Below are 22,083 nucleotides of genomic sequence, written 5' to 3'. Positions count from 1 at the left end.
TCAGTTCACGGCGTCTTTGAGCGCCTTGCCGGGTTTGAACTTGGGCACCTTGGCCGACTTGATCTTGATGGTGTCGCCGGTGCGCGGGTTGCGGCCGGCGCGCGCAGCGCGCTTGGTGATGCTGAAGGTGCCGAAGCCCACCAGCGAGACGGTGCCGTTCTTCTTCAGCGTCGTCTTGACGCCGCCGATCACGGCTTCGAGCGCGCGGCCTGCTGCAGCCTTGGAGATGTCGGCCTGCTTGGCGATGTGCTCGATCAATTCGGACTTGTTCACTCGTGCCCCCTCATGACAATTCAGCGGACTGTTGAGCCCTGCGCCGTGACGGCTGCAGGACTGCGATGCAGATGTCGATCCCGCGCACTGCGCGGCCTGTGAAAGCCGACTGCTGGCGGCCAAGGCGCGCGCGGGGAAGCGGATTCTAGACGCGCGTCCGGTGGTGGTCAGGGCGGGAAAAGTCCCGATACAACTCGGTGTCCGGCGTAAGCCGGGCCCAAGGTTCAGCGCGCCTTGGCGCGGATCTCCGGCAGCGCCTTCTGCAGGTAATAGACCATGGACCAGATGGTCAGCACGACGGCGGCATAGATCAGCCAGGTGCCCCAGAGGCGGGTCGGGATGAGGCCGAAGAGCTGCCCGTCATAGAGCAGGAAGGGAATGGCCACCATCTGCACCGTCGTCTTCAGCTTGCCGACCATGTGCACGGCGACGCTTCGCGAGGCGCCGATCTGGGCCATCCATTCGCGCAGGGCCGAGATGGCGATCTCGCGGCCGATGATGACCAGGGCCACGAAGGCGTCGACACGCCCGAGTTCCAGCAGCACCAGCAGGGCCGAGCAGACCAGGAACTTGTCGGCCACCGGATCGAGGAAGGCGCCGAAGGACGAGGTCTGGTTGAGCTTGCGCGCCAGATAGCCGTCCAGCCAGTCGGTCAATGCGACGACGACGAAGAGAACGGTGGCGAAGAGGTTCTGGTGCGCCGCCGCCAGCTCGAGGTGGTACACGCCGACGATGAGCGGGATGGCCACGATGCGGGCCCAGGTCAGCAGAGTCGGCAGCGTCAGGAACATGCCGGCATTGTGCCCATGTCGGCGCGCCGCCCGGCAGAGCTTCGGCGACTGTGGCGGCCAGCCCTCAGTTCAGGGTCAGCGGCCTGAAGCGGCGGTCTTCCTCGAAAAGAAAGGTCTCGGTGAATTTCCAGGGCTCGGGCATGCGGCGCACATCGCCGAAGGGCGCGGCACGGTGGATGGCGTCGATGGCCATCTGCAGGGTCTCGGGGGCGAACCTGGGCTTGCGCACGACATTGACGCGCTTCACGCTGCCGTCGGCCTTGACCTCGACTTCCAGCACCACGACGCTCAGCACATGCGAGGGCGCCTTGGTCGTCATGCTGCGCTCGGGGTTGGCCATGATCAGGCGCTCGGCGGCCTGGCGGCGCAATTCATCCTGGGTGCGCACCGCCTTGGGCGGCGGCAGGCCGGCGGGCTTGGGTGCGTCGACAACGGCCGGCGATGGCTTGGGCGCGGGCTCGAGCACCACGGCGCGCGGCACGCCGTCCGTGGGTATCGCAGGCACAGGCGCCGGTGCCCGCGGCGCTGCCGCGCAGCCGGCCAGCAGCGGGCCGATCAGCCAGCGGGTGGCACGCTTCAAACGATCGATGGTGGGCACGGCGTTCTCCTCTGGCTTGAATTGTTCTGCCTGGCGCTGCTGGCGAGGTGCGACGAATGTCTCACCCCGGCCCGGCCGGATGTAGCTCAGTGCAACGCGCGGTAAATCTCTTCGGCCAGTTCGCGCGCTCTGCACTTCAGTGCAGCGCGCGGTAGATCTCTTCGGCCAGCTCGCGCGAAATGCCTTTCACGCTGCACAACTCGTCCACGCTGGCCCCCGCCACACCACGCACACCACCGAAACGCTGCAACAACTGGGCACGCTTCTTCGGCCCGACGCCCGGCACATCCTCCAGCCGTGAGCCGCCGGTGCGCGTCGCCGCCCGCTTGGCACGCATGCCGGTGATGGCAAAGCGGTGGGCCTCGTCGCGGATCTGGGCGACCAGCATCAGCGCCGCGGAGTCACGGCCAAGATAGACCTTCTCGCGGCCATCGGCAAACACCAGCTCCTCCAGGCCGACCTTGCGCCCCTCGCCTTTCTCGACGCCGGCGATCAGGCCCAGGTCCAGCCCCAATTCCTCGAAGACCTCGCGCGCCATGCTGACCTGGCCACGGCCGCCGTCCACCAGCACCAGGTCGGGCAGGCGGCCGGTGCCGAGCTGGGCCGCCTCGGCCATCTTGCTGTAGCGCCGCGTCAGCACCTGGCGCATGGCAGCGTAGTCGTCGCCGCCGGTCACGCCCTCGATGTTGTAGCGCCGGTACTGGCTGCTCTGCATCTGGTGGTTCTCGAAGACGACGCAACTGGCCATCGTCGCCTCGCCGGCCGTGTGGCTGATGTCGAAGCATTCGACGCGGAACTTGTCGATCTCGGGCGGCGTGAGGTCCAGCGCATCCACCAGGGCCCGCGTGCGCGCCTGCTGCGAGCCTTCCTCGGCCAGCAGCCGGGCCAGCGCCAGCTCGGCACCCTTGATGCACATCTCCTGCCAGATGCGCCGCTGCCCACGCGGCTGGGCCTGGACGGTCACGCGGCTGCCGGCCTGGACGCCCAGGGCCTCGGCCAGCCCGGCATCGACGACGTCGCTGACGACGATGAGGCCGGGCACCGGTGACGCCAGATAGTGCTGGGCCATGAAGGCCTCCAGCACCTGTCGCTCAGGCGACAGCTTCTCCTCGTCGTCCAGCTGGATGGCTGTCGCGTCGTCGACATGCTTGGGAAAGAAGGCGCGATCACCGAGATGGCGGCCGCCGCGCACCATGGCCAGGTTCACGCAGGCCTTGCCGCCCTGCACCTTGACGGCCAGCACGTCGACGTCGCGGTCGCGGCCCGTTGCGCTGCTCTCCTCGATGACCTGCTGCTGCAGCACCTTGGACAGGGCCTGGATCTGGTTGCGCACCTCGGCCGCGAGCTCGTACTCGTAGCGTTCGGCATAGGCGCCCATCTGCTCCTGCAGCGAGGCCATCACCTCGTCGGTCTCGCCGCGCAGGAAGCGCTCGGCGCTCTGCACGTCGCGCGCGTAGTCGCCGGTCTGGCCGGCCGGCACGCAGGGGCCGGAGCAGCGCTTGATCTGGTGCAGCAGGCAGGGACGGCTGCGGTTGTTGAAGACGCTGTCCTCGCAGGTGCGCAGCTTGAACACCTTCTGCATCAGCTGGATGGACTCCTTGACCGCCCAGGCGCTCGGAAAGGGGCCGAAATAGTGATGCCGCTTGTCCACCGCGCCGCGGTAATAGGCCATGCGCGGATAGCTGTGCGAGGTGATCTTCAGATAGGGGTAGCTCTTGTCGTCCCGGAACAGGATGTTGAAGCGCGGGTTCAACGTCTTGATCAGGTTGTTCTCGAGCAGCAGCGCCTCGGCCTCGGTGCGCACCACCGTGGTCTCCATGCGGGAGATGCGCGCGACCATCATGCCGATGCGCGTGCCGCCGTGGTTCTTCTGGAAGTAGCTGCTGACGCGGCGCTTCAGGTCCTTGGCCTTGCCGACATAGAGCACCTCGTCGCGGGCATCGAAATATCGATAGACGCCGGGCAGTGCCGGCAGGGCATTGACTTCGGCCTGCAGGCGCTCGCGGGCCTCGCGTGCGGCGGCTTCCATCTCGGCGGCGCGCTGCTTCTCGGCGGCTTCGATGGCGGCCCTTTCGGCGGCCCATTCAGCCTGCTGCTGATCACCGGCCTCGGTGTTGGGAGGGGTCGTACTCGACATGGATGGAATTGTGGCCTGGGAGAATCCGCCCATGAGAACGCCGATGGGAACGCCAATGCTTTGGGACCTCTTCTGCCGCGTCATCGACAACCACGGCGACCTCGGCGTCTGCTGGCGCCTGGCGCGCGACCTGGTCACCCGCGGCGATCGGGCCAGGCTGTGGGTGGACGACGCCTCGGCGCTGGCATGGATGGCACCCGAGCGGCCCGACCGGCGTTACGGCGTCGAGATCCGCCCCTGGCCCGACAGCGACGTGCAAGCCGACCCGGGCGACGTGGTCATCGAAGCCTTTGGCTGCGAGCTGCCGGCATTCTTCGTCGCCCGCATGGCCGCACGCCAGCCCGCGCCGCGCTGGATCAACCTCGAATACCTCAGCGCCGAGGACTACGTGGAGCGCAGCCATGGCCTGGCCTCGCCGCAGTTCCACGGCCCCGGCGCGGGCCTGACCAAGCATTTCTTCTACCCCGGCTTCACACCGCGCACCGGCGGCCTGCTTCGCGAGCAAGGCTTGCTGGACCGCATCGCGAACTTCGACGGCCACGCCTGGCTGGCCGCGCGAGGCTGGGCGCCCGAGGAGGGCGAACGCGTCGTCAGCCTGTTCGCCTATGCCAACGAGCAGTTGCCGGCCCTGCTGGCCGCGCTGGCCGCACAGCCCACGCTGGTGCTGGCCTGCCCCGGGCCGCTGCAGCCCCTGATCAAGGACCGCCCCGGACTGCGCAGCATCGCCCTGCCCTACCTGCCCCAGGACGACTACGACCGCCTGCTGTGGGCCTGCGACCTGAACTTCGTGCGCGGCGAGGACTCCTTCGTGCGCGCCCAATGGGCCGGTAAGCCCTTCGTCTGGCACATCTACCCCCAGCACGACGACGCCCATCACGCCAAGCTGGAGGCCTTCATGGCGCGGGCCGAACTGCCGGAAAGCTGGCGTGCGGTCTGGCGCGGCTGGAACGGGCTGTCCGCCCTGCCCGACCGACTCGGGGGGCTGAACGAGGCCGCCGACCACGCGCCAAAGTGGCGTGAGCAATTGGCGCTGCAGCCCGATCTGCTGACGCAGCTGAAGGGCTTCTTAGGGGTTTCCAGCTAGAATATTGGGCTTTGCCGCGCCAAACCGGGATGCAATCCGCTGGAGTCTGGTGCGCAGCCCTGACTCAATCTCGAGAGACACCCCATGAAACTCGCTCAAGAAATCCGCGCCGGCAACGTGATCATGCAGGGCAAGGACCCGATGGTCGTCCTGAAGACCGAATACAGCCGTGGCGGCCGTGGTGCCGCCACCGTGCGCATCAAGATGAAGAATCTGCTGAACGGCGCGGGCGCCGAGCTGGTCTTCAAGGCCGACGACAAGATGGAGCAGATCATCCTCGACAAGAAGGAGTGCACCTACACCTACTTCGCCGACCCGATGTATGTCTTCATGGACACCGAGTACAACCAGTACGAAGTCGAGTCCGAGAACATGGGCGACGCCCTGTCCTACCTCGAAGACAGCATGGCCGCGGAAGTGACCTTCTACGACGGCAAGGCCATCTCGATCGAGCTGCCCACCAGCGTCGTGCGCGAGATCGAGACCGAGCCGGCCGTCAAGGGCGACACCTCGGGCAAGGTCATGAAGCCCGCCCGCATCAAGGGCACCGGCTTCGAGATCCCCGTGCCGCTGTTCGTCGAGAACGGCGACAAGATCGAAATCGACACCCGCACCCACGAGTACCGCAAGCGCGTCTAAGCGCTTTCCGGCCTCGCCAACAAAAACGCCCGCATCAGCGGGCGTTTTGTTTTATTCGGCGCTGTCGGACAGATCGGGCACTTCGAGCGCATCCGGCTCGGCGTCGATCTCGCTGTCGAAATCGGCGGCGCCACCCTTGACCGGAATCCAGGGGCGGTCCAGCGGGCGGTAGACGCGGCGCTGCAGGCGGGCCAGGCGGTCCGAACGCTCGATGGCGTTCATCACCTCTTGGGGGGCGATCAGCATCGCGAAGGGATCAGCCAGATTGGGGGTGGTGGACAGCATGGTGGGCCTCGTTGTTTGACGATGACTCCACTGTAGGCAGGCGCGCTTTTTCGCAATAGTCGGCCCAGCGCCCTAGCTGCTGTAAGACTTTTCCCTACACGTCCCCCGGGGCGAGAACTATTTGGCGCCGCCGGCGCCGCGCTGGCGTTGCTGCATGATGCGGCGCAGTTCCTTGGCCATCAGGTCGCGGCCGCCACGCTGGGCGAAATCGGCTGCCGTCAGCTCCTGCTCGTTGGCCGCGCGCGGCTCGGCGCCGGCCTCGATCAGCAAGGGCACGAGGTCGCTGTTGCCATAGCGCGCCGCCATCATCAGCGGCGTCGTGCCGTTCTCGGAGCGTGCGTTCAGCTCCGCACCCTGGGCGATCAGGAAGGCGGCCACGCCGTTGTCCGGCCCGCTGCAGGCGTAGTGCAGCGGCGTCCAGCCCGGGCGGTTGATGGCGGCACCACGCTTCACCAGCGCCTTCACGGCCGGCAGCGAACCGCGGATGGCAGCGATCATCAGCGGCGTCTCGCCCTGGGCATTGGCCTCGTCGACCTGGGTCAGCGGCGAGGCCAGCAGGCTGTCCAGCGCGCGCAGCGACTCCTCCTTGGCGGCGATGAAGATGGCCTTGCGGCCACGGCCGTCGGCCTGGTTGGGGTCCACACCCTTCAGCAGCAGGCTCATGATGGCCCGGCCGTCATTCAGCTCGGCGGCGATGACGAATTCGTCGATGGGTGCGGCCTTTGCCGCCAGCGCCGCCAGCAGGGCCAGCGCGCTCAGCCAGATCTTGTGTTTCATGTCGTCTGCGGCAGGCCGAAGAGGCGCCGCGTGTTGGCCGTCGTCCGCGCGGCCAGTTCCTCGACCGGCAGCCCGACCGCATCGGCCACGGCCTTCGCGACATGCGGCACATAGGCCGGCGAATTGGTCTTGCCGCGGAAGGGCACCGGCGCGAGATAGGGGCTGTCGGTCTCGATCAGCACGCGGTCCAGCGGCAGCAGCTTGAGCAGGTCGCGCAGGTCCTGGGCGTTCTTGAAGCTGACGATGCCCGAGAAGGAGATGTAGTAGCCCCGCTCGACGGCGGCCAGGGCTACCTCGGCCGACTCGGTGAAGCAATGGAAGACGCCGCCGGCCTGCTCGCCGCCCTCCTCGTCCAGCACGCGCAGCGTGTCGGCCGCGCTGGAGCGGGTGTGGATGACCAGGGGCTTGGCCGACTGCCTGGCCGCGCGGATGTGGGTGCGAAAGCGCTCGCGCTGCCACTCCATGTCCTCGATGCTGCGGCCGTTCAGGCGGTAGTAGTCCAGCCCCGTCTCGCCGATGGCGACGACGCGCGGCAGGGCTGCCAGCTTCACCAGCTCGGCCACGTCGGGCTCGCGCATGTCCTCCGTGTCGGGATGCACGCCGACCGTCGCCCACAGCTGGGCATGCTCGAGGGCCAGCGCATGCACGGCCTGGAATTCCTCCATCTGCGTGCAGATGCAGATGGCCTGATCGACCTGGGCGGTGCGCATGTCGGCCAGGATGGCCGGCAGGTTCTGCTTCAGCTCAGGAAAGCTGAGATGGCAGTGGGAATCGACAAACATCAGAGCGTTTGCGTGGGCTTGCTCGACGAGATGGCGGTGCCCAGGATTTCCTCGATGCGCACGCGGATCAGGCGGGTCTTCTCGTCGCCGGGGAAGCGCACGCCCACGCCCTGGGTGCGGCCGCCCGAGGCATTGGCGGGCGTCAGCCAGGCCACCTTGCCGGCCACCGGGTAGCGCTGGTTGTCCTCCGGCAGGGCCAGCAGCAGATAGACGTCCTCGCCGAGCCGGTAGTCCCGCGTCGTCGGCACGAACAGCCCGCCTTCCGAGAAGGCCGGGATGTAGGCCGCATACAGGGCCGACTTCTCGCGGAAGACCAGCTGGATGACGCTGGGCCTCGCGCCGGAGGAGGCCCCCTGGCCACCCACCGTGGGCAGGGGCAGGCTGCCCCCCATCTGGCTGGGCTGGAACTGCGAGGGCTTGGGGTTGGCGTCGCTCATAAGGGCCGAGTGTAGTCAGCGCGCGGCCGCCGAGATGGCAGCCTGGGCTTGGGCGACCAGGGCCTCGAGCCACAGGCTGGCATTCAGCGGGTGGTCGGCGTGGCGGGCAGCCCGGCGCAGCTCGGCATCCCAGGCCAGCAGCGGCGCCTGCCGCCGGGGCGCAGGCAGGGCCGCCGGCGCGAAGAACTGGCCGGGCTGGCCGTGGCTGCGGCGCACCAGGTCATGGCAAAGCCGTTGCAGCGCATCGATGGCGCGCGGCGGCGCCCAGTCCGACAAGGCTGCCACTTCGCCACGGGCCAGCCGCTTGGGCAGGGCCTGCCAGGCGGCGTCGGTCAGGCCAGCCTCGTGCCAGGCCAGCGCCTGCTGGGGCCGGCCGCCGGTGGCGTCGAGCAGGCCTTCGGCGCCCTCCACGCCCTTGGAGGCCAGCCAGGCCAGCGCCGCCGCGCGCTCGGGCAACGGCAGCGGCAACGGTTGGCAGCGGCTGCGGATGGTGGGCAAGAGCGATGCGCTGTCATGGCTGGCGAGTGCGAAGCGCAACAGGCCGGAGGGCTCCTCCAGCGTCTTCAGCAGCGCATTGGCCGCAATGCCGTTCAGGGCCTCGGCCGGGAAGATGACAACCACCTTGGCCTTGCCGCGCGCCGACGTCGCCTGGGCGAAGGCCAGCAGGTTGCGCACCGCCTCGACCTTGATCTCCTTGCTCGGCTTGGCCTTGCCGGCCTTGGGCGCATCAGCCTCCTCGAAGGGCAGGCCGAGGGACTCGCGGGACGAGGCGTCCAGGGCCTCGGGCAGCAGCAGCTGGAAGTCGGGGTGGGTGCCGCTGGCGAACAGCTTGCAGCTGGCGCAGCGGCCGCAGGCGGGCTGGGCCTGGCCGCGGTCCTCGCAGAGCCAGCTCTGGGCCAGCTTGACGGCCAGTTCCAGCTGGCCGACGCCGGCCGGCCCCTGCACCAGCAGGGCATGCGAGCGCGCCCGCGCCAGCGCATCGGCCAGCGGTTCCTGCAGCCAGGGCAGATCGGCGTTCATGACGGATAGCGGGCCGCGAGCACGGCCAGCACCTGGGCCGCCACCTGCTCCACCGTGCCGCTGGCATCGATGCGCACGATGCGGCCGGGGGCCTTGGCGGCGCGGTCGGCATAGCCGGCCCGCACGCGCTCGAAGAAGTCCAGGTCCTGCTGCTCGATGCGATCGGCCTCGCGGGCGCTGGCACGGCGCGCGGCCGCCTGTTCCGACGGCAGGTCGAACCACAGCGTCAGCTCGGGCTCGGTGCCTTCCTGCACCCAGTCGGCCAGCGGGTCCAGCACGCTCAGGGGCAGGCCGCGGCCGCCGCCCTGGTAGGCGAAGCTGGCGTCGGTGAAGCGGTCGCAGAGCAGGGTCTTGCCGGCGGCCAGCGCGGGCTTGATGACGGCCTCGACATGGTCGCGGCGGCCGGCAAACATCAGCAGCAGCTCGGTCAGCGAGCCCATGGGCTGCTTGAGCACGATGTCGCGCAGGGTCTCGGCCAGCGGCGTGCCGCCGGGCTCGCGGCTGAGCTGCACATCGGCGCCGCGGGCGCGGAACCAGTCGGCCACCGCCTGGATGTGGGTGGACTTGCCGGCACCGTCGATGCCTTCGAAAGAAATGAACCGACCAGTCACTTGCCGCCGCGTTGGTATTTGTTGACCGCGCGATTGTGCGCGGCGAGGTCTTCGCTGAATTCGCTGCTGCCGTCGCCCCTGGCGACGAAGTACACCGCCTTGATGGCCGCCGGGTTCAGGGCCGCCTGCAGCGAGGCCGCGCCGGGCATGGCGATGGGCGTGGGCGGCAGGCCGCCGCGGGTGTAGGTGTTGAAGGGCGTGTCGGCCAGCAGGTCGCGCTTGCGCAGATTGCCGTCGAAGCTCTCGCCCAGGCCATAGATGACGGTCGGGTCGGTCTGCAGCGGCATGCCCACGCGCAGCCGGTTCACGAAAACGGCCGCGACCTTGCTGCGATCGGCCGCCGTGCCGGTCTCCTTCTCGACGATGGAAGCGAGGATCAAGGCCTCGTCGCCCGATTTCAGCGGCAGGTCGCGCGCCCGCTTGCTCCAGGCCGCGGCGAGACGCGCCTGCATGGCTGCGTGCGCCCGCTTGAGCACGGTCAGGTCGCTGACGCCACGGCTGTAGGCATAGGTGTCGGGGAAGAAGCGGCCCTCGGGCGCCACGCCGGGTTCGCCCAGGGCGGCCATGATGTCGGCATCGCTCATCTGGGCCGTCTTGCCCTTCAGCTGGGGTGCCGCGGCCAGAGCCGCCCTCACCTGGCGCCAGTTCCAGCCCTCGATGAGGCGCAGCTGCTCCATGACCTGGTCGCCGCGCACCATCTTGTCCAGCAGCTCGCGCGGCGTGATGCCGGCGTGGACTTCATAGCTGCCGGCGCGGATCTGCTTGGCCTGGCCCGACCATCTGAACCATTGGTAGAGGAGGCGCGAATCGGCGTGCACGCCGGCGGCCACCCAGGCGCGGGCGACCTCGGCCGGGTTGGTGCCGGGCTCGATGGACAGCTCCACCGACGGCGCCGCCAGGCTCAGCGGGCTGCGCAGCCACTGCCAGACGGCAGCCGCGGCCAATGCCGCAATCAACAACAGGGCGAACAGCGCCCGCAACAACCACTTCATGCCCTTGGCCAGGCTCCGTCTAAAGGGGGCTGATGATAATTGCCACCTATGTCCCAGATCCTTCAAGCCTCCCAACTCCGCCTCAGCGACTGGGGCGTCATCCGCGCCCAGGGCGCCGACGCCGCCAGCTTCCTGCACAGCCAGCTGACCCAGGACTTCGCCCTGCTCGACCGCGAGCATGCGCGCCTCGCCGGCTTTTGCACGGCCAAGGGCCGGCTGCTGGCGACGCTGGTGGGCTGGAAGCATGGCGAGGACGAGATCCTGCTGGCCCTCCCGGCCGAAACGCTGGCGGCGACGCTGAAGCGCCTGTCCATGTTCGTGCTGCGCGCCAAGTGCAAGCTGAGCGACGCCAGCGCGGAGTTCGCCGTCTACGGCCTGCTGGGCGCACCGCCGGCCGAAGCCTGGACGCTGGTGCGTGAAGGCGATGCGGTGCAAGTCGCCCTGCCCGCCGCACCTGAGTTTGGTCGTGCGCTGCGCATTCAACCGGCGGCTGCGTCTGTGCCGGCCGGTGCGGCCATCACGGCGGACGACTGGGCGTTTGCCGAAGCCCAAGCAGGCGTGGCCTGGGTGCGTGGCGCCACCGTCGAGGCCTTCGTGCCGCAGATGATCAATTTCGAGGTGCTGGGCGGCGTGAGCTTCAAGAAGGGCTGCTATCCCGGCCAGGAGATCGTCGCCCGCAGCCAGTACCGCGGCACGCTGAAGCGCCGGCTGCAAGTTTTCGAGACCGATGCGGCAGCCACCGTCGGCCAGGAGATCTTCCACAGCGCCGACCCGGAGCAGCCGGCCGGCATCGTTGCCAGCAGCGGCGCCAAGGATGGCCGCACGGCCATCGCCGCCGAGATCAAGCTCGCGACGCTGGAGGGTGGCAGCCTGCACCTGGGCAGCGCCAGCGGCGCCACGCTGCAGCCGCGCGCCCTGCCCTACGAGATCCCGCCGCAAGAATGAGCGTGCAGCTCTACGTCTACTACCGCGTGGCGGCCGACCACGTCGACGAAGCCCTCATCGCCTTCCGCAAGGCGCGCGTCGAGGCGCCGATCGAGCTGCTGCAGCGGCCTGAACCGGATGACGAGGGGCGATGGACCTGGATGGAGATCTACCCTGAGGGCTGGACCCATCGCGAACCGCAGGTCGCCGCCGCGATGGCTCAGTGGCTGGCGAGCGAGCGCAAGGTCGAGCGCTTCGAGATGCTGGGCTGACGGGCCTTCAAGTTGGTCCGAAGCGAATGAATCGGCTGAAGGCAGGATTCATGGATTCGATCAGCTCCTGTGCGCCCGCATCGATCTGGTTCAGTCCAACGCAGGGCTGAAGAGACGCCGGCCAGACAATGCCGAGCGCCTTCATTTCCGCCAAAGCTTCTGCCGACCAGAAGTTGACGGGGTACAGCGCACGAACAGCGCCGGCCTTCACATCGTCCCGACCACTGAGCCAGCCATGTTTTGCGGTCTCGATGCGCACGCTCGCCGTACCGAGCAGCGACTTGCGGACCCTGCTCTCCGAGAGCGGTGCGATATCTGGTCCGAGATGCCTGCAATACCCGTAGTGGAGTTGCCCCTGCCCATCGAGATCCGTCAGCGCTTTGCCGGTCATGAATCCAGCCTCTGGATCTGCCGCTATCCGCGTGATTTCGAAGACCGCATGCCCGACCCGAGACCAGTTGGAGGCGGCGAAGGCCAACGCGCCAACATCGCCGAAAACAAGAAGCGACTCGACATCGGCCGATGACATCTTGCCGAGCAACGACAGCCCTTCCTTCATGGGACGTTCGTTCTGGTCGTTGATCGAGACACGGCAGTCTCGGAGTTCAGCAAGCCATGACTGCGGAATTAGCCCCGTCGCCGGCTGCGCCGCTTCTTCCGACAGTGTCAGATAGCCTCGACACAGTCCGGCCACGCGGATCGGTCTGCCGCGCGCTCCCTGAGTCGACATCAAGCTTCGAATGGCTTCAAGCATGCCCAACTCAGGTCACAAACTCCTGACCATCTCCACATGCGCAATGCCTGCCTCCTCAAAAGGCTGGCCCCGCCGCTGGAAGCCGGCGCGCAGGTAAAAGCTCTCGGCCGACAGCTGCGCATGCAGCAGCACCTCGCGGTAGCCCTGCTGCCTCGCCTCGGCCATCAACGCGTCCAGCACCTGGCGGCCGATGTTCGTACCACGCATGGAGCGCAACACGGCCATGCGGCCGATCTTGGCGACGCCGGGCACGTGCTCCAGCATGCGGCCGGTGGCCAGCGGCACGCCGAAGCGGTTGCGCGCCAGCGCATGGAGGCAGCTCGCATCGGCGGCGTCCCATTCCATGTCGGCCGGGATACCCTGCTCGTCGATGAAGACCTCGCGGCGGATGGCGCCGGCGGCTTCGCCCTGCTCTTTCCAAGGCCCCACGCTGACGTCGACGACGCTCTGGCCGGCCTCGAAGCCGTTGATCACACCGCGCAAGGAGTCTGGCAGGCGCTGCGGCGTCTGCGCGACGGGGTCGGCGAAAACATAGACCATGTCGGCCTGCACCAGCAGCTGGTCGCCGCGGAAGAAGGCGCCGTCGACCTTCATCGAGCTGTTGCCGAACTCGCGGCAGCGCACGCCGATGTCCAGGCGGTCGTCGTAGCGGGCGGAGGCGAGGTAGTCCAGGGCCGCGCGACGCACGAAGAGGTCGCCGCCGAGCAGTTTCATCGTGTCGGCATAGGGCAGCGCCAGTGCGCGCCAATAGCCGCTGATGGCCGTGTCCATATAGGTCAGGTAGTGGCCGTTGAAGACGATGCCCTGGGCATCGATCTCGGCCCAGCGCACGCGCAGCGGCTCGAGGAAGCGGAAGTCCTGGCGTTTCATGGTCGCAGATATTCCCTGAGATAGTGCCCCTCGCCCAAGCTAGCCCCGCTGAACGCGGGCAAGCCTGGTCGGTCCCCCGAGGGGACGGCGATGCTCGCGGCATTGAACCGCGAGCACATCGCCTCCGCGGGCCGGCTAGGGAGCGGCCCGGAAGAGGACGGGGTCATAGATTGAGATGCTCTCGTATTGCCCCAGCGCAGAAGTCCAGGGCCAGCAGGGCCTCGGGCAGGCTGCGGCCCATCTTGATGAAGTCGTGGGTGACGCCGCGGGCCAGCTCGAGCTGCACCGGCACGCCGGCGGCGCGCAGCACGTCGGCATAGGCCAGGCCCTCATCCACCAGCGGATCGGCCTCGGCCAGCAGCACGGCAGCGGGCGCGAGGTCGGCGTGGTCGTCGGCCTGCAGCGGCGCGAAGCGCCAGTCGCTGCGCTGGTCGGCATCGATGTAATGGCTGAAGAACCATTCGATGGACTTGGCGTCCAGCAGATAGCCTTCGGCGAAGCGGCGGTGCGAATCGTGGCTCATGTGGGCATCGGTGCCCGGCGTGATCAGCAGCTGCAGGGCCAACGGCAGCCCACGCTCGCGGGCGAAGAAGGCGGTGCTGGCGGCCAGCGTGCCGCCGGCGCTGTCGCCGCCGACGCCGAGGCGGCTGCCATCCAGGCCGAGGGTGGACGCTTGCTCATGCAGCCAGGCCAGGCCGGCCCAGGCGTCGTCGACGGCGGCCGGGAAGCGGTGCTCGGGCGCGAGACGGTAGTCCAGCGCCAGCACGGCGGCGCCGCTGCGCTGGGCCAGCTGCCGGCACAGGCTGTCATGGGTCTCGAGGTCGCCGATGGTGAAGCCGCCGCCATGCAGATAGAGGAGCACGGGCAGCTTGTCGGCGCTGGATGCGTAGAGCCGCGCCGGGCGGCCGGCGACCTCGAGATCCTCGACGCGAGCCAGCGGCGCGCGCGGCAGGTCCAGGATCTCGGCGCCCATCCGGTAGGCCAGGCGGGCCTCGCGCGGTGTCAGCGAATGAAAAGGCGGCCGCTTGGCGCGCTGGATGCGCGTCAGCAGCTCGGCCATGCGGGGCGTGAGCGCGGGATTCTTGTCGGTCATCGAGCCCGCATTGTCTGCGGTGGCACCCACGGATCCTGCAGCGGCGACTGGAGGGCCTTTTCGTTCGTCGGCGCCACGCTGCCCGGCAGCTGCGGCGTGCCTGCGCGATCCACGGCCACGACGGGCCGGGCCGACTGCGCCTGCCGCTCGGGGCGGAGGTCGGCCGCGGCGCGCAGGGCCAGGGTGTTGGCGTAGAAGGCCTTCATGTCGGCCAGCTGGGCGATGCGCGTCGCGTCGTCGAGATAGCTCATGTGGCCGCCGGGGTAGTTGCGGATCTTGACGCGGCTGGCGTCGACGCGGGCCAGGTCGGTCTCGGTCAGGTGGAAGGGCGTGGCCAGGTCGTGATAGCCGCTGACGGCCAGTACGCGCAGGCGCGGGTTCTGGGCCAGGGCGGCGGCGAGATCGGGCATGGTGTCGGGCAGCTGCCGGCCGCCATGGCTGAAGTCCCAGAAGTTGATGGCATTGCTCAGCACCACATAGGTCGAGGCATTGCGATAGCCAAGCTGGTCGCGCAGATGGGTGACGATGCCGGTGGCGAAGCTCTCGCCGATCCAGGTGCTGGAGGGGTCACCTTCCGCCGCCAGCGCGCTGCCATTGGCGGCCTTCATGCGGGCGTCGTAGCGGCCCAGCAGATTGCCGGCCACGAGCTGCTGGCGGAAGGTCGTCGCCGACACATTCAGATTGGCCTGCCAGCGCGCGGCCGGCCAGCCCGTCAGGTCGGCCAGCGGCTGCCACAGCGCCGGCGTCGGCTGGGCGTTGGCGAACCAGGCCTGCAGGGCCGGGGCGTAGACGCTGTCGGCATAGTTGCGTGCCTGCGCTGCCCAGGCGTTGATGTCGGTCGGAATGGGTGTGGTCAGGGCGTGGAAGGCGCCGACGGCCGCGAAGCTGGGCAGAAAGCCGCCACAGCTCTGCGCGTTGCTGATGCCGCAATTGCTGTTGTAGTCCATGGCCGGCGACTGCAGCACCACGCCGTCCAGCATGACGCCGGCCTCCTGCAGGCGCCGCGCCAGCACGGCCGTGCGCGGGCCGCCGTAGCTTTCACCGAACAGGTATTTGGGCGAGGCCGCGCGGTTGTTGACGGCCAGGTAGCGCTGGATGAAGTCGCGGAACAGGGCCGCATCGCTGTCCACGCCCCAGAAGCTGCGGTTGTTGAAGGGCGTGATGGCCTGGGAGTAGCCGCTGCCGACGGCGTTGACGAAGACCAGGTCGCTCTGGCCGAGCAGGTGCTCGGCGTTGTCGATCATCGGGAAGGGCCGCGCGGCCGTCGTGTCGGGCGCATTGGTGACGAGGCGCTTGGGGCCGAAGCTGCCCAGCTGCAGCCAGACCGAGGCCGAGCCCGGACCGCCGTTGTAGAAGAAGGTGACGGGGCGGGTCGCCACATCGGACCCGGGCACCGTATAGGCGACGTAGAAGACCGAGGCCTGGGCCGCGTTGTTGGCATCGCGCGCGATCAGGTGGCCGGCCGTGGCCGTGTAGCTCAGCGTCTGGCCATTGGCGGTGACGGTCTGGGTGCTGACCGCCGCTGCCTCGACGGCGCCCGGCAGCGAGGCCTCGGGCGCCGAGGAATAGACCGTCGTGTCGGTCAGTCCCGGCTGGTTGTCCACGGGCGGCGTGGGCGGGGGCGTCGAGCCCCCTCCTCCGCCACCGCCACCGCAGGCAACGAGGAGGAGGGACAGCAGCAGGGTGGGAGTAGTCGCGCGCATGACGGCAAGTCTAGACATGCGGCACTACCATGAGGAAAGACATTGTGTGGAGCGCGACATGGCCCAGATCCTCTACCTGACCCGCATCGAGCTCGAGTTCGGCGCCAGCCGCCTGCTGCCGGCCGAGTGCGAGCGCATCGGCATCCGCCGCCCCCTGGTCGTGACCGATGCCGGCGTGCGCGCCGCCGGCGTGCTCGACGAGGCCCTGGCCGCCTTCGATGTGAAGCCGCCGGTCTTCGACCGCACCCCCGCCAACCCGACCGAGGCCGCCGTGCGCCTGGCTGTCGAGGTGGCCCGGGAGTTCGACTGCGACGGCCTCATCGCCATCGGTGGCGGCTCCAGCATGGACCTGGCCAAGGGCGTGGCCATCGCCGCCACCCACGAGGGCCCGCTGAAGAGCTACGCCACCATCGAGGGCGGCGCCGTCAACATCAGCCCCCGGGTACTGCCGCTGATCGCCGTGCCGACGACGGCCGGCACCGGCAGCGAGGTGGCGCGCGGCGCCATCCTCATCGTCGACGACGGCCGCAAGCTGGGCTTCCACAACTGGGAGCTGCTGCCCAAGGCCGCCATCTGCGACCCGGCGCTGACGCTGAAGCTGCCGCCGGCCTTGACGGCCGCCACCGGCATGGACGCCATCGCCCATTGCATCGAGACCTTTCTCGCCCCCGCCTTCAACCCGCCGGCCGACGGCATCGCGCTGGAGGGCCTGCGCCGCGGCTGGCAGAGCATCGAGCGCGCCACCCGCGACGGCGGCGACCGCGAGGCACGCATGGACATGATGTGCGCCAGCGTGCACGGCGCCATGGCCTTCCAGAAGGGCCTGGGCGCCGTGCACTCGCTGAGCCATTCCCTGGGCGGCATCAATCCGCGCCTGCACCACGGCACGCTGAATGCCGTCTTCCTGCCGGCCGTCATCCGCTTCAATGCCGAGGCCGACAGCGTAAAGCGCGACCGCCGCATCGAGCGCCTGGCCCAGGCCATGGGCCTGGCCAGCAACAGCGCCGATGCGGTGGCCGACGCCATCACCGGGCTGAACGCCCGCCTGGGCCTGCCTTCGGGCCTGGCCGCCATGGGTGTCGGGCCGGAGCTGGACGAGCGCATCGTCGAACATGCGCTGGTGGACCATTGCCACAAGACCAACCCGCGGCTGGCCAGCCGGGAGGACTATCTGGACTTGATCGAGGCATCGCGCTGAACGTGGCGGCGGCACTGCTGGCTCTCGGGTTCCTTGTACCCCTGCACGAACTGCCCTGGACGGGCTTCATCGGTGACCTTTGCGCCGCCGTGGCGCTGCTGATGCTTGTGCTGCGCTCGCCCGCGCGCCGCTGGCCGTGGCCGGCTCTGGCGATGCTGGCGCTGGCGGCTGTGCCGCTGGCCCAGCATGCCTGCGGCTTGGTGCTGTACCGCGGCGATGCGGTGATGGCGTCGCTCTATCTGGTGGGCCTGGCGTTCGCCATCCAGGTCGGTGCACAGCCCGCCTTTGTCGCCGAGGGCGAAGCGGGGCGTTTTGCGAAGGCCGTGCTGGCAGCGGCCGTGGTGTCGTCCGCGATCGCCCTGCTCCATGCCGCCGGATGGCTGCCCGCTGGCCCGTGGCTGGGGCCGCAGACCCGCGCGGGCCGCGCCGGGGCCAATCTGGCCCAACCCAACCTGCTGTCGACCTTGCTGATGCTGGGCCTCTTGGTACTGCTGGCCGGCTGGCCGGCCGAAAGACGCCAGCGCCTGTTCGCCGGCGCGGCGGCCGGGCTGCTCATTGCGGCATTGGCCCTGACCGGCTCGCGCACGGGCCTGCTGCAGGCCGCACTGCTGCTGGGCCTGGGATGGATGGCGCCCCAGGCGCTCGGCCTCGGGTTGGGACGACGCGGCGTGCTGGCCTTGTTCGCCGCGCTGCTGCTGGCGGTGGCGGCAACGCAGTGGCTGCCCCTGGGCTCACAGGGCCGCAGCTGGGCCCATGGCGAAAGCGTTGTCGCCCGTTGGGACTATGCGCGCCTGTTCATTGCCGCGCTGGCGGACTCGCCATGGGTGGGCTATGGCTTCAACCAGGTGTCGGTGGCTCAGGCCCGCGGCATGCTGCACCACCCCTCCCCGCCGGCCTGGACCGAGCACAGCCACAACCTTGTGCTGGACCTGCTGCTCTGGTGCGGGCTGCCGCTGGGCCTGCTGCTGCTTGCCGGCCTGGTCTTCGTGCTGTGGCGCGGGCTGCGCGCCCTGCGCAACGACGCCCGGCTCGGTCCGGTCATGCTGGCCCTGCTGATGCTGGGCGTGCACGCGATGCTGGAGTACCCGCTGGAATACTTCATCCTGCTGCTGCCTTTTGGCCTGCTGCTGGGGCGGCTGTGCGCGCAGGACCGCGGCGTCGAGCTGCCCGCCGTGGCCGGCCAGGCGGTCATGGCCGTCAGCGCCATGGCGCTGATCGCGGCTGTCGTGGACTACCGCCGCATCGCGCCACAACTGACGCAGGCCCGCATGGCTCTGGTGCGCCCTGCGGTGCTGGCCGACGAGCCCGTCCGGCTGCTGCTGATGGACCAGCTGCAGGCCCAATACGAGATGGCTCGATACCTGGGCCGCACGCAAACCCCTCCGGCATCGCTTGCCGCCATGGAAGCTGCCACGGAACGATTTGCCTATAAACCCGTGATCGCCAGGCTTGCGGACGACGCCCAGACCCAGGGCGACATGGCGATGGCCGCTCGCTTGCGTCAGCGCCTCGCCACGATGCGCACCCCGTGATTGGGGGGCGAGAGTCTCTCTCGGCGCTGCTGGTGCGTCGGCCGCCACTACAGTTCGCCTCGCATTTCCAGGGAGAGAGAAACATGAAAAAGATTCGCACGGCCGCACTGGCCGCAGGCCTGCTTTTGTCCGCCATGCCAGGCTTTGCCGGCAGCGGCGCCTCGCAATACGACCCCGTGCTGCCCAACAACATCTGGTACAGCAACTCGGCCCAGTCGTCGACCGCGATGTCGTTCACGTTCATCGCCCCGCAGTCGGGCCTGTGGTTCGACCCGCCGATGATCGACGGCTTCTCGATCTGGCTGAACCACGGCAACTTCACCAGCGTCACGGCGCCCGACAACGTCCACGGGCTGCAGCTGTCGGTCTACGGCTCTGTGGTCGACAACGACTTCAACGCCGGTGAGACCTACACGTTTGCGAACGGCGTGGTCTGGTTCGAGATCCGCAGAATCAGTCCGGCGATCGACTCCGCCTCGCCCAACGTGGCGATGGCCTTGCCGCTGAAGCTGTACTTCACCGCTTCGCAGATGGCCACCAACATGTACTGGAACGGCATCACGGCCACTGCCGCGGTGCCTGAGTCCGACGTCTACCTGCTGATGATCGGCGGCCTGGCGGCCCTCGGTCTCATGAAGCGCCGCCGTCGCTGATCGCGCCGCCGCGGGCTGCGCCGCAGCCGCGGCAACGCCGCGCCAGCGTCGGTTGGATCCTGGCGCCATCCGGCCTCGACATCGTTTGAATCGCCGACTGCGTGACCGAAGTCCCAGATCGGAGCCGCCCTCACGACCAGGGCGGCTCTAGCATCTCAGGTTGCCCGCGCCCAAGAAGCGCGGGGCAACAAGACGAGGACTGGAGATTTCATGATCAAGCTATCCATCGGCAAACGCCTGGCCGCCGGCTTCGCGCTGGTGCTGGCCCTGGCCGCCTGCGTGATTGCGCTCGCCTCCTGGAAGCTGGCCGCGACGGCCGCGGCCACGCGCCAGATGATGGACGAGCCGCTGGCCAAGGAAAGGCTGATCTCGGACTGGAGCCGCAACATCAACTCCGGCGTGCGGCGCACCATGGCCATCGCCAAGAGTTCCGACGCCTCGCTGGTGGATCTGTTCAAGGAAGACGCGGCGCAGTCCACCAAGTCTTCCGGCGAGATGCAGGAAAAGCTCAAGGCGCTGGTCCGCTCGCCCGAGGAGCAGAAGCTGTTCGATGCCGTCGGCGAAGCGCGCAAGGTCTATCTCGAGTCGCGTGACAAGATCACCGCGCTGAAGAAGGACGGCGACGCCGAAGGCGCCGAGAAGCTGCTGACCGACGTCTTCATCCCCGGCTCCAAGGTCTATCTGACCCGCATGCAGGAGTTCCTGGACTACCAGCGCAAGGCCATCGACCAGACCGCCGTCGGCATCGACGCCGCCAACGGCAACGGCCGCGTGCTGCTGCTGGTGTTCGGCCTGGTCATGCTGGGCCTGGGCGTGTGGGCCGCCTGGAGCATCACGCGCAGCATCACGGTCCCGCTGGCCGCCGCCAACGAGTTGGCCGAACGCGTGGCCGACGGCAATCTGATGCGCTCCGGCCAGGGCATGGTGGCGCGCGCCGACGAGATCGGCCAGTTGCAGACCACGCTGCGCCGCATGCGCGAGACCCTGTCCCAGACCATCGGCAGCATCCGTGATTCCGCCGAGTCCATCGGCACCGCCTCGGCCGAGATCGCCAGCGGCAACCAGGACCTGAGCGCCCGCACCGAGAAGGCGGCCTCCAGCCTGGAGGAGACGGCCAGCGCCATGGAGCAATTGACCGGCACGGTGCAGAACTCGGCGGCGTCGGCCGGCCAGGCCAACTCGCTGGCGGTGTCCGCCGCGAGCGTGGCCCAGCGCGGTGGCGAAGTGGTGGCCCAGGTCGTGCAGACCATGGACGAGATCAACACCAGCTCGCGCAAGATCGCCGACATCATCGGCGTCATCGACGGCATTGCCTTCCAGACCAATATCCTGGCGCTGAATGCGGCCGTCGAGGCGGCGCGGGCAGGCGAACAGGGCCGCGGCTTCGCGGTCGTCGCGGGCGAGGTGCGCTCGCTGGCCGGCCGCTCGGCGGATGCGGCCAAGGAGATCAAGAGCCTGATCGGCAGCAGCGTCGAGCGCGTGGAAGCCGGCTCACGCCTGGTGGCCGATGCGGGCCGGACCATGGACGAGCTTGTCGGCGCCGTGCAGCGCGTCAAGGACATCATGGGCGAGATCACGACGGCGACGGCCGAGCAGTCCGACGGCATCGCCCAGGTCAATATCGCCATCGCCCAGCTTGACCAGGTCACGCAGCAGAACGCCGCGCTGGTGGAGGAATCGACAGCCGCGGCCGAGAGCCTGCGCGAGCAGGCGACGACGCTGAACGGCGCGGTCGGGACCTTCCAGGTCGCGCGCCGCTAGTCTCCGCCGCCGCAGCTGGATCCGCAGCTGCTGCCGCCGCCGTCCGAGCTGGCGTCACTGCCGCCGCCGTCCGAACTCCAGCTGCTGCCGCAACTGCTCCCGGAGCTGCTGTCGCTGCTCTGGCGCTGGCGCAAGGCGTCCGTGAGTTCCGACTGGGTCATCAGGCCGAGGGCCACCAGGCCAGCGCCACCGACGGCCGCATGCATGACGACGGCGCCGCCGGGCTTGCCGAAGCCGTCGATCTGGCGATGCGCCAGCGTGCCCTGCTGGAAGCCGTAGGCCCAGCCCGTCGGCAGGCCCAGCAGGCCGTCAAGGGCGAACAGCAGCGGCAGCTGGGGCCCGAGCAGGCCCTTGCCCTCGCTGCGGCAGGCACCGGCCCAGGCGCGGGCCAGGCAGTCGTCCAGCGGCGCGCCGAGCTCGGCGTTCTCGCGATGCCCGACGACGCGGCCGAAATAGCGCTGCTGCCAGTCCGCCAGCCCGGCCGGGTCCAGCTTCAGCCAGACATGCCAGACCGAATCCGCCGCCTTGCTCGGCAGCGCGCACGGCCCCTGCTCGCGCTGCAGCCGGCAGGCCTCGAAGAACTGCGCAAGCCCCAGGCTGCAGCGCAGCCAGGCGCCGTCGTCGACAGCCAGACCGGGGAATTCATGGGGCGCGTGATGGGCCCAGGCGGTGCGCACGGCGGGCGGGATCTGCGCGGCCGCCACGGTGGCTGGCGGGCAGCGCCCGCGCAACGCCTCCCGACGGGCGGGCTCCCGCCGCCGCCCCCACCAGGCACCGAGCCGGTGGGCGAGGCTGAACTTTGTATTTGTTGTTGTGTTGTTCATGGCGCCAGTCTGTGACTTCAGTATGACGCGCTCGTGACAAATAAAAAGGCCCGCCAGAGGCGGGCCGTAAAAG

24 protein-coding genes are annotated in these 22,083 nt (G+C 68.9%); 8 read left to right on the top strand and 16 right to left on the bottom strand.

Annotation, left to right across the window (positions count from 1 at the left end):
- From AC07OY_RS07780 to uvrC, 4 genes are all read right to left on the bottom strand, one after another.
- Positions 1-273, bottom strand: a complete 273-nt coding sequence (locus AC07OY_RS07780; RefSeq protein ID WP_056201680.1) for an HU family DNA-binding protein — start codon at positions 271-273, stop codon at positions 1-3.
- Between the two features lie 224 nt (positions 274-497).
- Positions 498-1,064, bottom strand: a complete 567-nt coding sequence (gene pgsA, locus AC07OY_RS07775) for a CDP-diacylglycerol--glycerol-3-phosphate 3-phosphatidyltransferase (protein ID WP_495041934.1) — start codon at positions 1,062-1,064, stop codon at positions 498-500.
- 64 nt (positions 1,065-1,128) lie between these two features.
- A complete protein-coding gene (locus tag AC07OY_RS07770; protein WP_495041933.1) occupies positions 1,129-1,662 on the bottom strand; it encodes a hypothetical protein in 534 nt (177 codons plus the stop codon).
- A 136-nt stretch (positions 1,663-1,798) separates the two neighbouring features.
- Complete coding sequence (uvrC, locus tag AC07OY_RS07765) at positions 1,799-3,691, bottom strand: excinuclease ABC subunit UvrC (protein WP_495041995.1); 1,893 nt, start codon at positions 3,689-3,691, stop codon at positions 1,799-1,801.
- 163 nt (positions 3,692-3,854) lie between these two features.
- Here uvrC and earP point away from each other — a divergent pair, with 163 nt between their 5' ends.
- Positions 3,855-4,883, top strand: coding sequence for an elongation factor P maturation arginine rhamnosyltransferase EarP (gene earP, locus AC07OY_RS07760; RefSeq protein WP_495041932.1), 1,029 nt, complete (start codon positions 3,855-3,857; stop codon positions 4,881-4,883).
- Positions 4,884-4,967: 84 nt separating this feature from the next.
- Positions 4,968-5,522: an elongation factor P gene (efp, locus tag AC07OY_RS07755; protein ID WP_495041931.1), complete on the top strand. Its 555-nt coding sequence runs from the start codon at positions 4,968-4,970 to the stop codon at positions 5,520-5,522.
- A gap of 51 nt (positions 5,523-5,573) precedes the next feature.
- Here the strand turns inward: efp and AC07OY_RS07750 are convergent, their stop codons facing one another.
- The 7 genes from AC07OY_RS07750 to mltG all read right to left on the bottom strand — a co-directional run bounded on the left by AC07OY_RS07750 (position 5,574) and on the right by mltG (position 10,426).
- The gene (locus tag AC07OY_RS07750) at positions 5,574-5,807 is read right to left on the bottom strand and encodes a hypothetical protein (protein WP_495041930.1); all 234 of its coding nucleotides are present in this window, start codon (positions 5,805-5,807) and stop codon (positions 5,574-5,576) included.
- 117 nt (positions 5,808-5,924) lie between these two features.
- Entirely contained in the window at positions 5,925-6,584 is a 660-nt protein-coding gene (locus AC07OY_RS07745; protein WP_495041929.1) for an ankyrin repeat domain-containing protein, read from the bottom strand.
- Complete coding sequence (locus tag AC07OY_RS07740) at positions 6,581-7,366, bottom strand: TatD family hydrolase (protein WP_495041928.1); 786 nt, start codon at positions 7,364-7,366, stop codon at positions 6,581-6,583. Before AC07OY_RS07740 ends, AC07OY_RS07745 begins: the two co-directional genes overlap by 4 nt.
- Positions 7,366-7,758, bottom strand: a complete 393-nt coding sequence (locus tag AC07OY_RS07735) for a PilZ domain-containing protein (RefSeq protein ID WP_495041994.1) — start codon at positions 7,756-7,758, stop codon at positions 7,366-7,368. Before AC07OY_RS07735 ends, AC07OY_RS07740 begins: the two co-directional genes overlap by 1 nt.
- A 60-nt stretch (positions 7,759-7,818) precedes the next feature.
- Positions 7,819-8,823: a DNA polymerase III delta subunit-related protein gene (locus AC07OY_RS07730; RefSeq protein WP_495041927.1), complete on the bottom strand. Its 1,005-nt coding sequence runs from the start codon at positions 8,821-8,823 to the stop codon at positions 7,819-7,821.
- Positions 8,820-9,434: a dTMP kinase gene (tmk, locus tag AC07OY_RS07725; protein WP_495041926.1), complete on the bottom strand. Its 615-nt coding sequence runs from the start codon at positions 9,432-9,434 to the stop codon at positions 8,820-8,822. Before tmk ends, AC07OY_RS07730 begins: the two co-directional genes overlap by 4 nt.
- On the bottom strand, positions 9,431-10,426 hold the full coding sequence (gene mltG / locus AC07OY_RS07720) for an endolytic transglycosylase MltG (protein WP_495041925.1): 996 nt from the start codon (positions 10,424-10,426) through the stop codon (positions 9,431-9,433). Before mltG ends, tmk begins: the two co-directional genes overlap by 4 nt.
- A 48-nt stretch (positions 10,427-10,474) precedes the next feature.
- Here mltG and ygfZ point away from each other — a divergent pair, with 48 nt between their 5' ends.
- Positions 10,475-11,371 carry a CAF17-like 4Fe-4S cluster assembly/insertion protein YgfZ gene (gene ygfZ, locus AC07OY_RS07715; protein ID WP_495041924.1) on the top strand — a complete coding sequence of 299 codons (897 nt, stop codon included), beginning with the start codon at positions 10,475-10,477 and terminating at the stop codon, positions 11,369-11,371.
- Positions 11,368-11,622: a DUF4936 family protein gene (locus AC07OY_RS07710; protein ID WP_495041923.1), complete on the top strand. Its 255-nt coding sequence runs from the start codon at positions 11,368-11,370 to the stop codon at positions 11,620-11,622. Before ygfZ ends, AC07OY_RS07710 begins: the two co-directional genes overlap by 4 nt.
- Positions 11,623-11,629: 7 nt before the next feature.
- Here the strand turns inward: AC07OY_RS07710 and AC07OY_RS07705 are convergent, their stop codons facing one another.
- The 4 genes from AC07OY_RS07705 to AC07OY_RS07690 form a co-directional block, all read right to left on the bottom strand.
- Entirely contained in the window at positions 11,630-12,376 is a 747-nt protein-coding gene (locus AC07OY_RS07705; RefSeq protein ID WP_495041922.1) for a hypothetical protein, read from the bottom strand.
- 12 nt (positions 12,377-12,388) lie between these two features.
- The gene (locus tag AC07OY_RS07700) at positions 12,389-13,246 is read right to left on the bottom strand and encodes a YbgC/FadM family acyl-CoA thioesterase (protein ID WP_495041921.1); all 858 of its coding nucleotides are present in this window, start codon (positions 13,244-13,246) and stop codon (positions 12,389-12,391) included.
- Between the two features lie 163 nt (positions 13,247-13,409).
- Positions 13,410-14,339, bottom strand: coding sequence for an alpha/beta hydrolase (locus AC07OY_RS07695; protein WP_495041920.1), 930 nt, complete (start codon positions 14,337-14,339; stop codon positions 13,410-13,412).
- Positions 14,336-16,042, bottom strand: coding sequence for a S10 family peptidase (locus AC07OY_RS07690; RefSeq protein WP_495041993.1), 1,707 nt, complete (start codon positions 16,040-16,042; stop codon positions 14,336-14,338). Before AC07OY_RS07690 ends, AC07OY_RS07695 begins: the two co-directional genes overlap by 4 nt.
- Before the next feature lie 58 nt (positions 16,043-16,100).
- Here AC07OY_RS07690 and gbd point away from each other — a divergent pair, with 58 nt between their 5' ends.
- The 4 genes from gbd (at position 16,101) to AC07OY_RS07670 (ending at position 21,186) form a co-directional block, all read left to right on the top strand.
- Positions 16,101-17,240 carry a 4-hydroxybutyrate dehydrogenase gene (gene gbd, locus AC07OY_RS07685; RefSeq protein WP_495041919.1) on the top strand — a complete coding sequence of 380 codons (1,140 nt, stop codon included), beginning with the start codon at positions 16,101-16,103 and terminating at the stop codon, positions 17,238-17,240.
- 2 nt (positions 17,241-17,242) lie between these two features.
- The gene (locus tag AC07OY_RS07680; RefSeq protein ID WP_495041918.1) at positions 17,243-18,772 is read left to right on the top strand and encodes a Wzy polymerase domain-containing protein; all 1,530 of its coding nucleotides are present in this window, start codon (positions 17,243-17,245) and stop codon (positions 18,770-18,772) included.
- A gap of 83 nt (positions 18,773-18,855) precedes the next feature.
- Positions 18,856-19,425, top strand: a complete 570-nt coding sequence (locus AC07OY_RS07675; RefSeq protein WP_495041917.1) for a hypothetical protein — start codon at positions 18,856-18,858, stop codon at positions 19,423-19,425.
- Between the two features lie 210 nt (positions 19,426-19,635).
- On the top strand, positions 19,636-21,186 hold the full coding sequence (locus AC07OY_RS07670; RefSeq protein ID WP_495041916.1) for a methyl-accepting chemotaxis protein: 1,551 nt from the start codon (positions 19,636-19,638) through the stop codon (positions 21,184-21,186).
- Here the strand turns inward: AC07OY_RS07670 and AC07OY_RS07665 are convergent.
- Complete coding sequence (locus tag AC07OY_RS07665; RefSeq protein WP_495041915.1) at positions 21,183-22,010, bottom strand: UCP032817 domain-containing protein; 828 nt, start codon at positions 22,008-22,010, stop codon at positions 21,183-21,185. The two genes, AC07OY_RS07670 and AC07OY_RS07665, sit on opposite strands and share 4 nt — an antisense overlap.
- Positions 22,011-22,083: the final 73 nt, after the last annotated feature.

It is taken from the genome of Roseateles sp. GW821-FHT09H10, from assembly GCF_059415865.1.
Note: the sequence above shows the minus strand (reverse complement) of the source record. Positions and strands in the feature narration are given on the sequence as shown.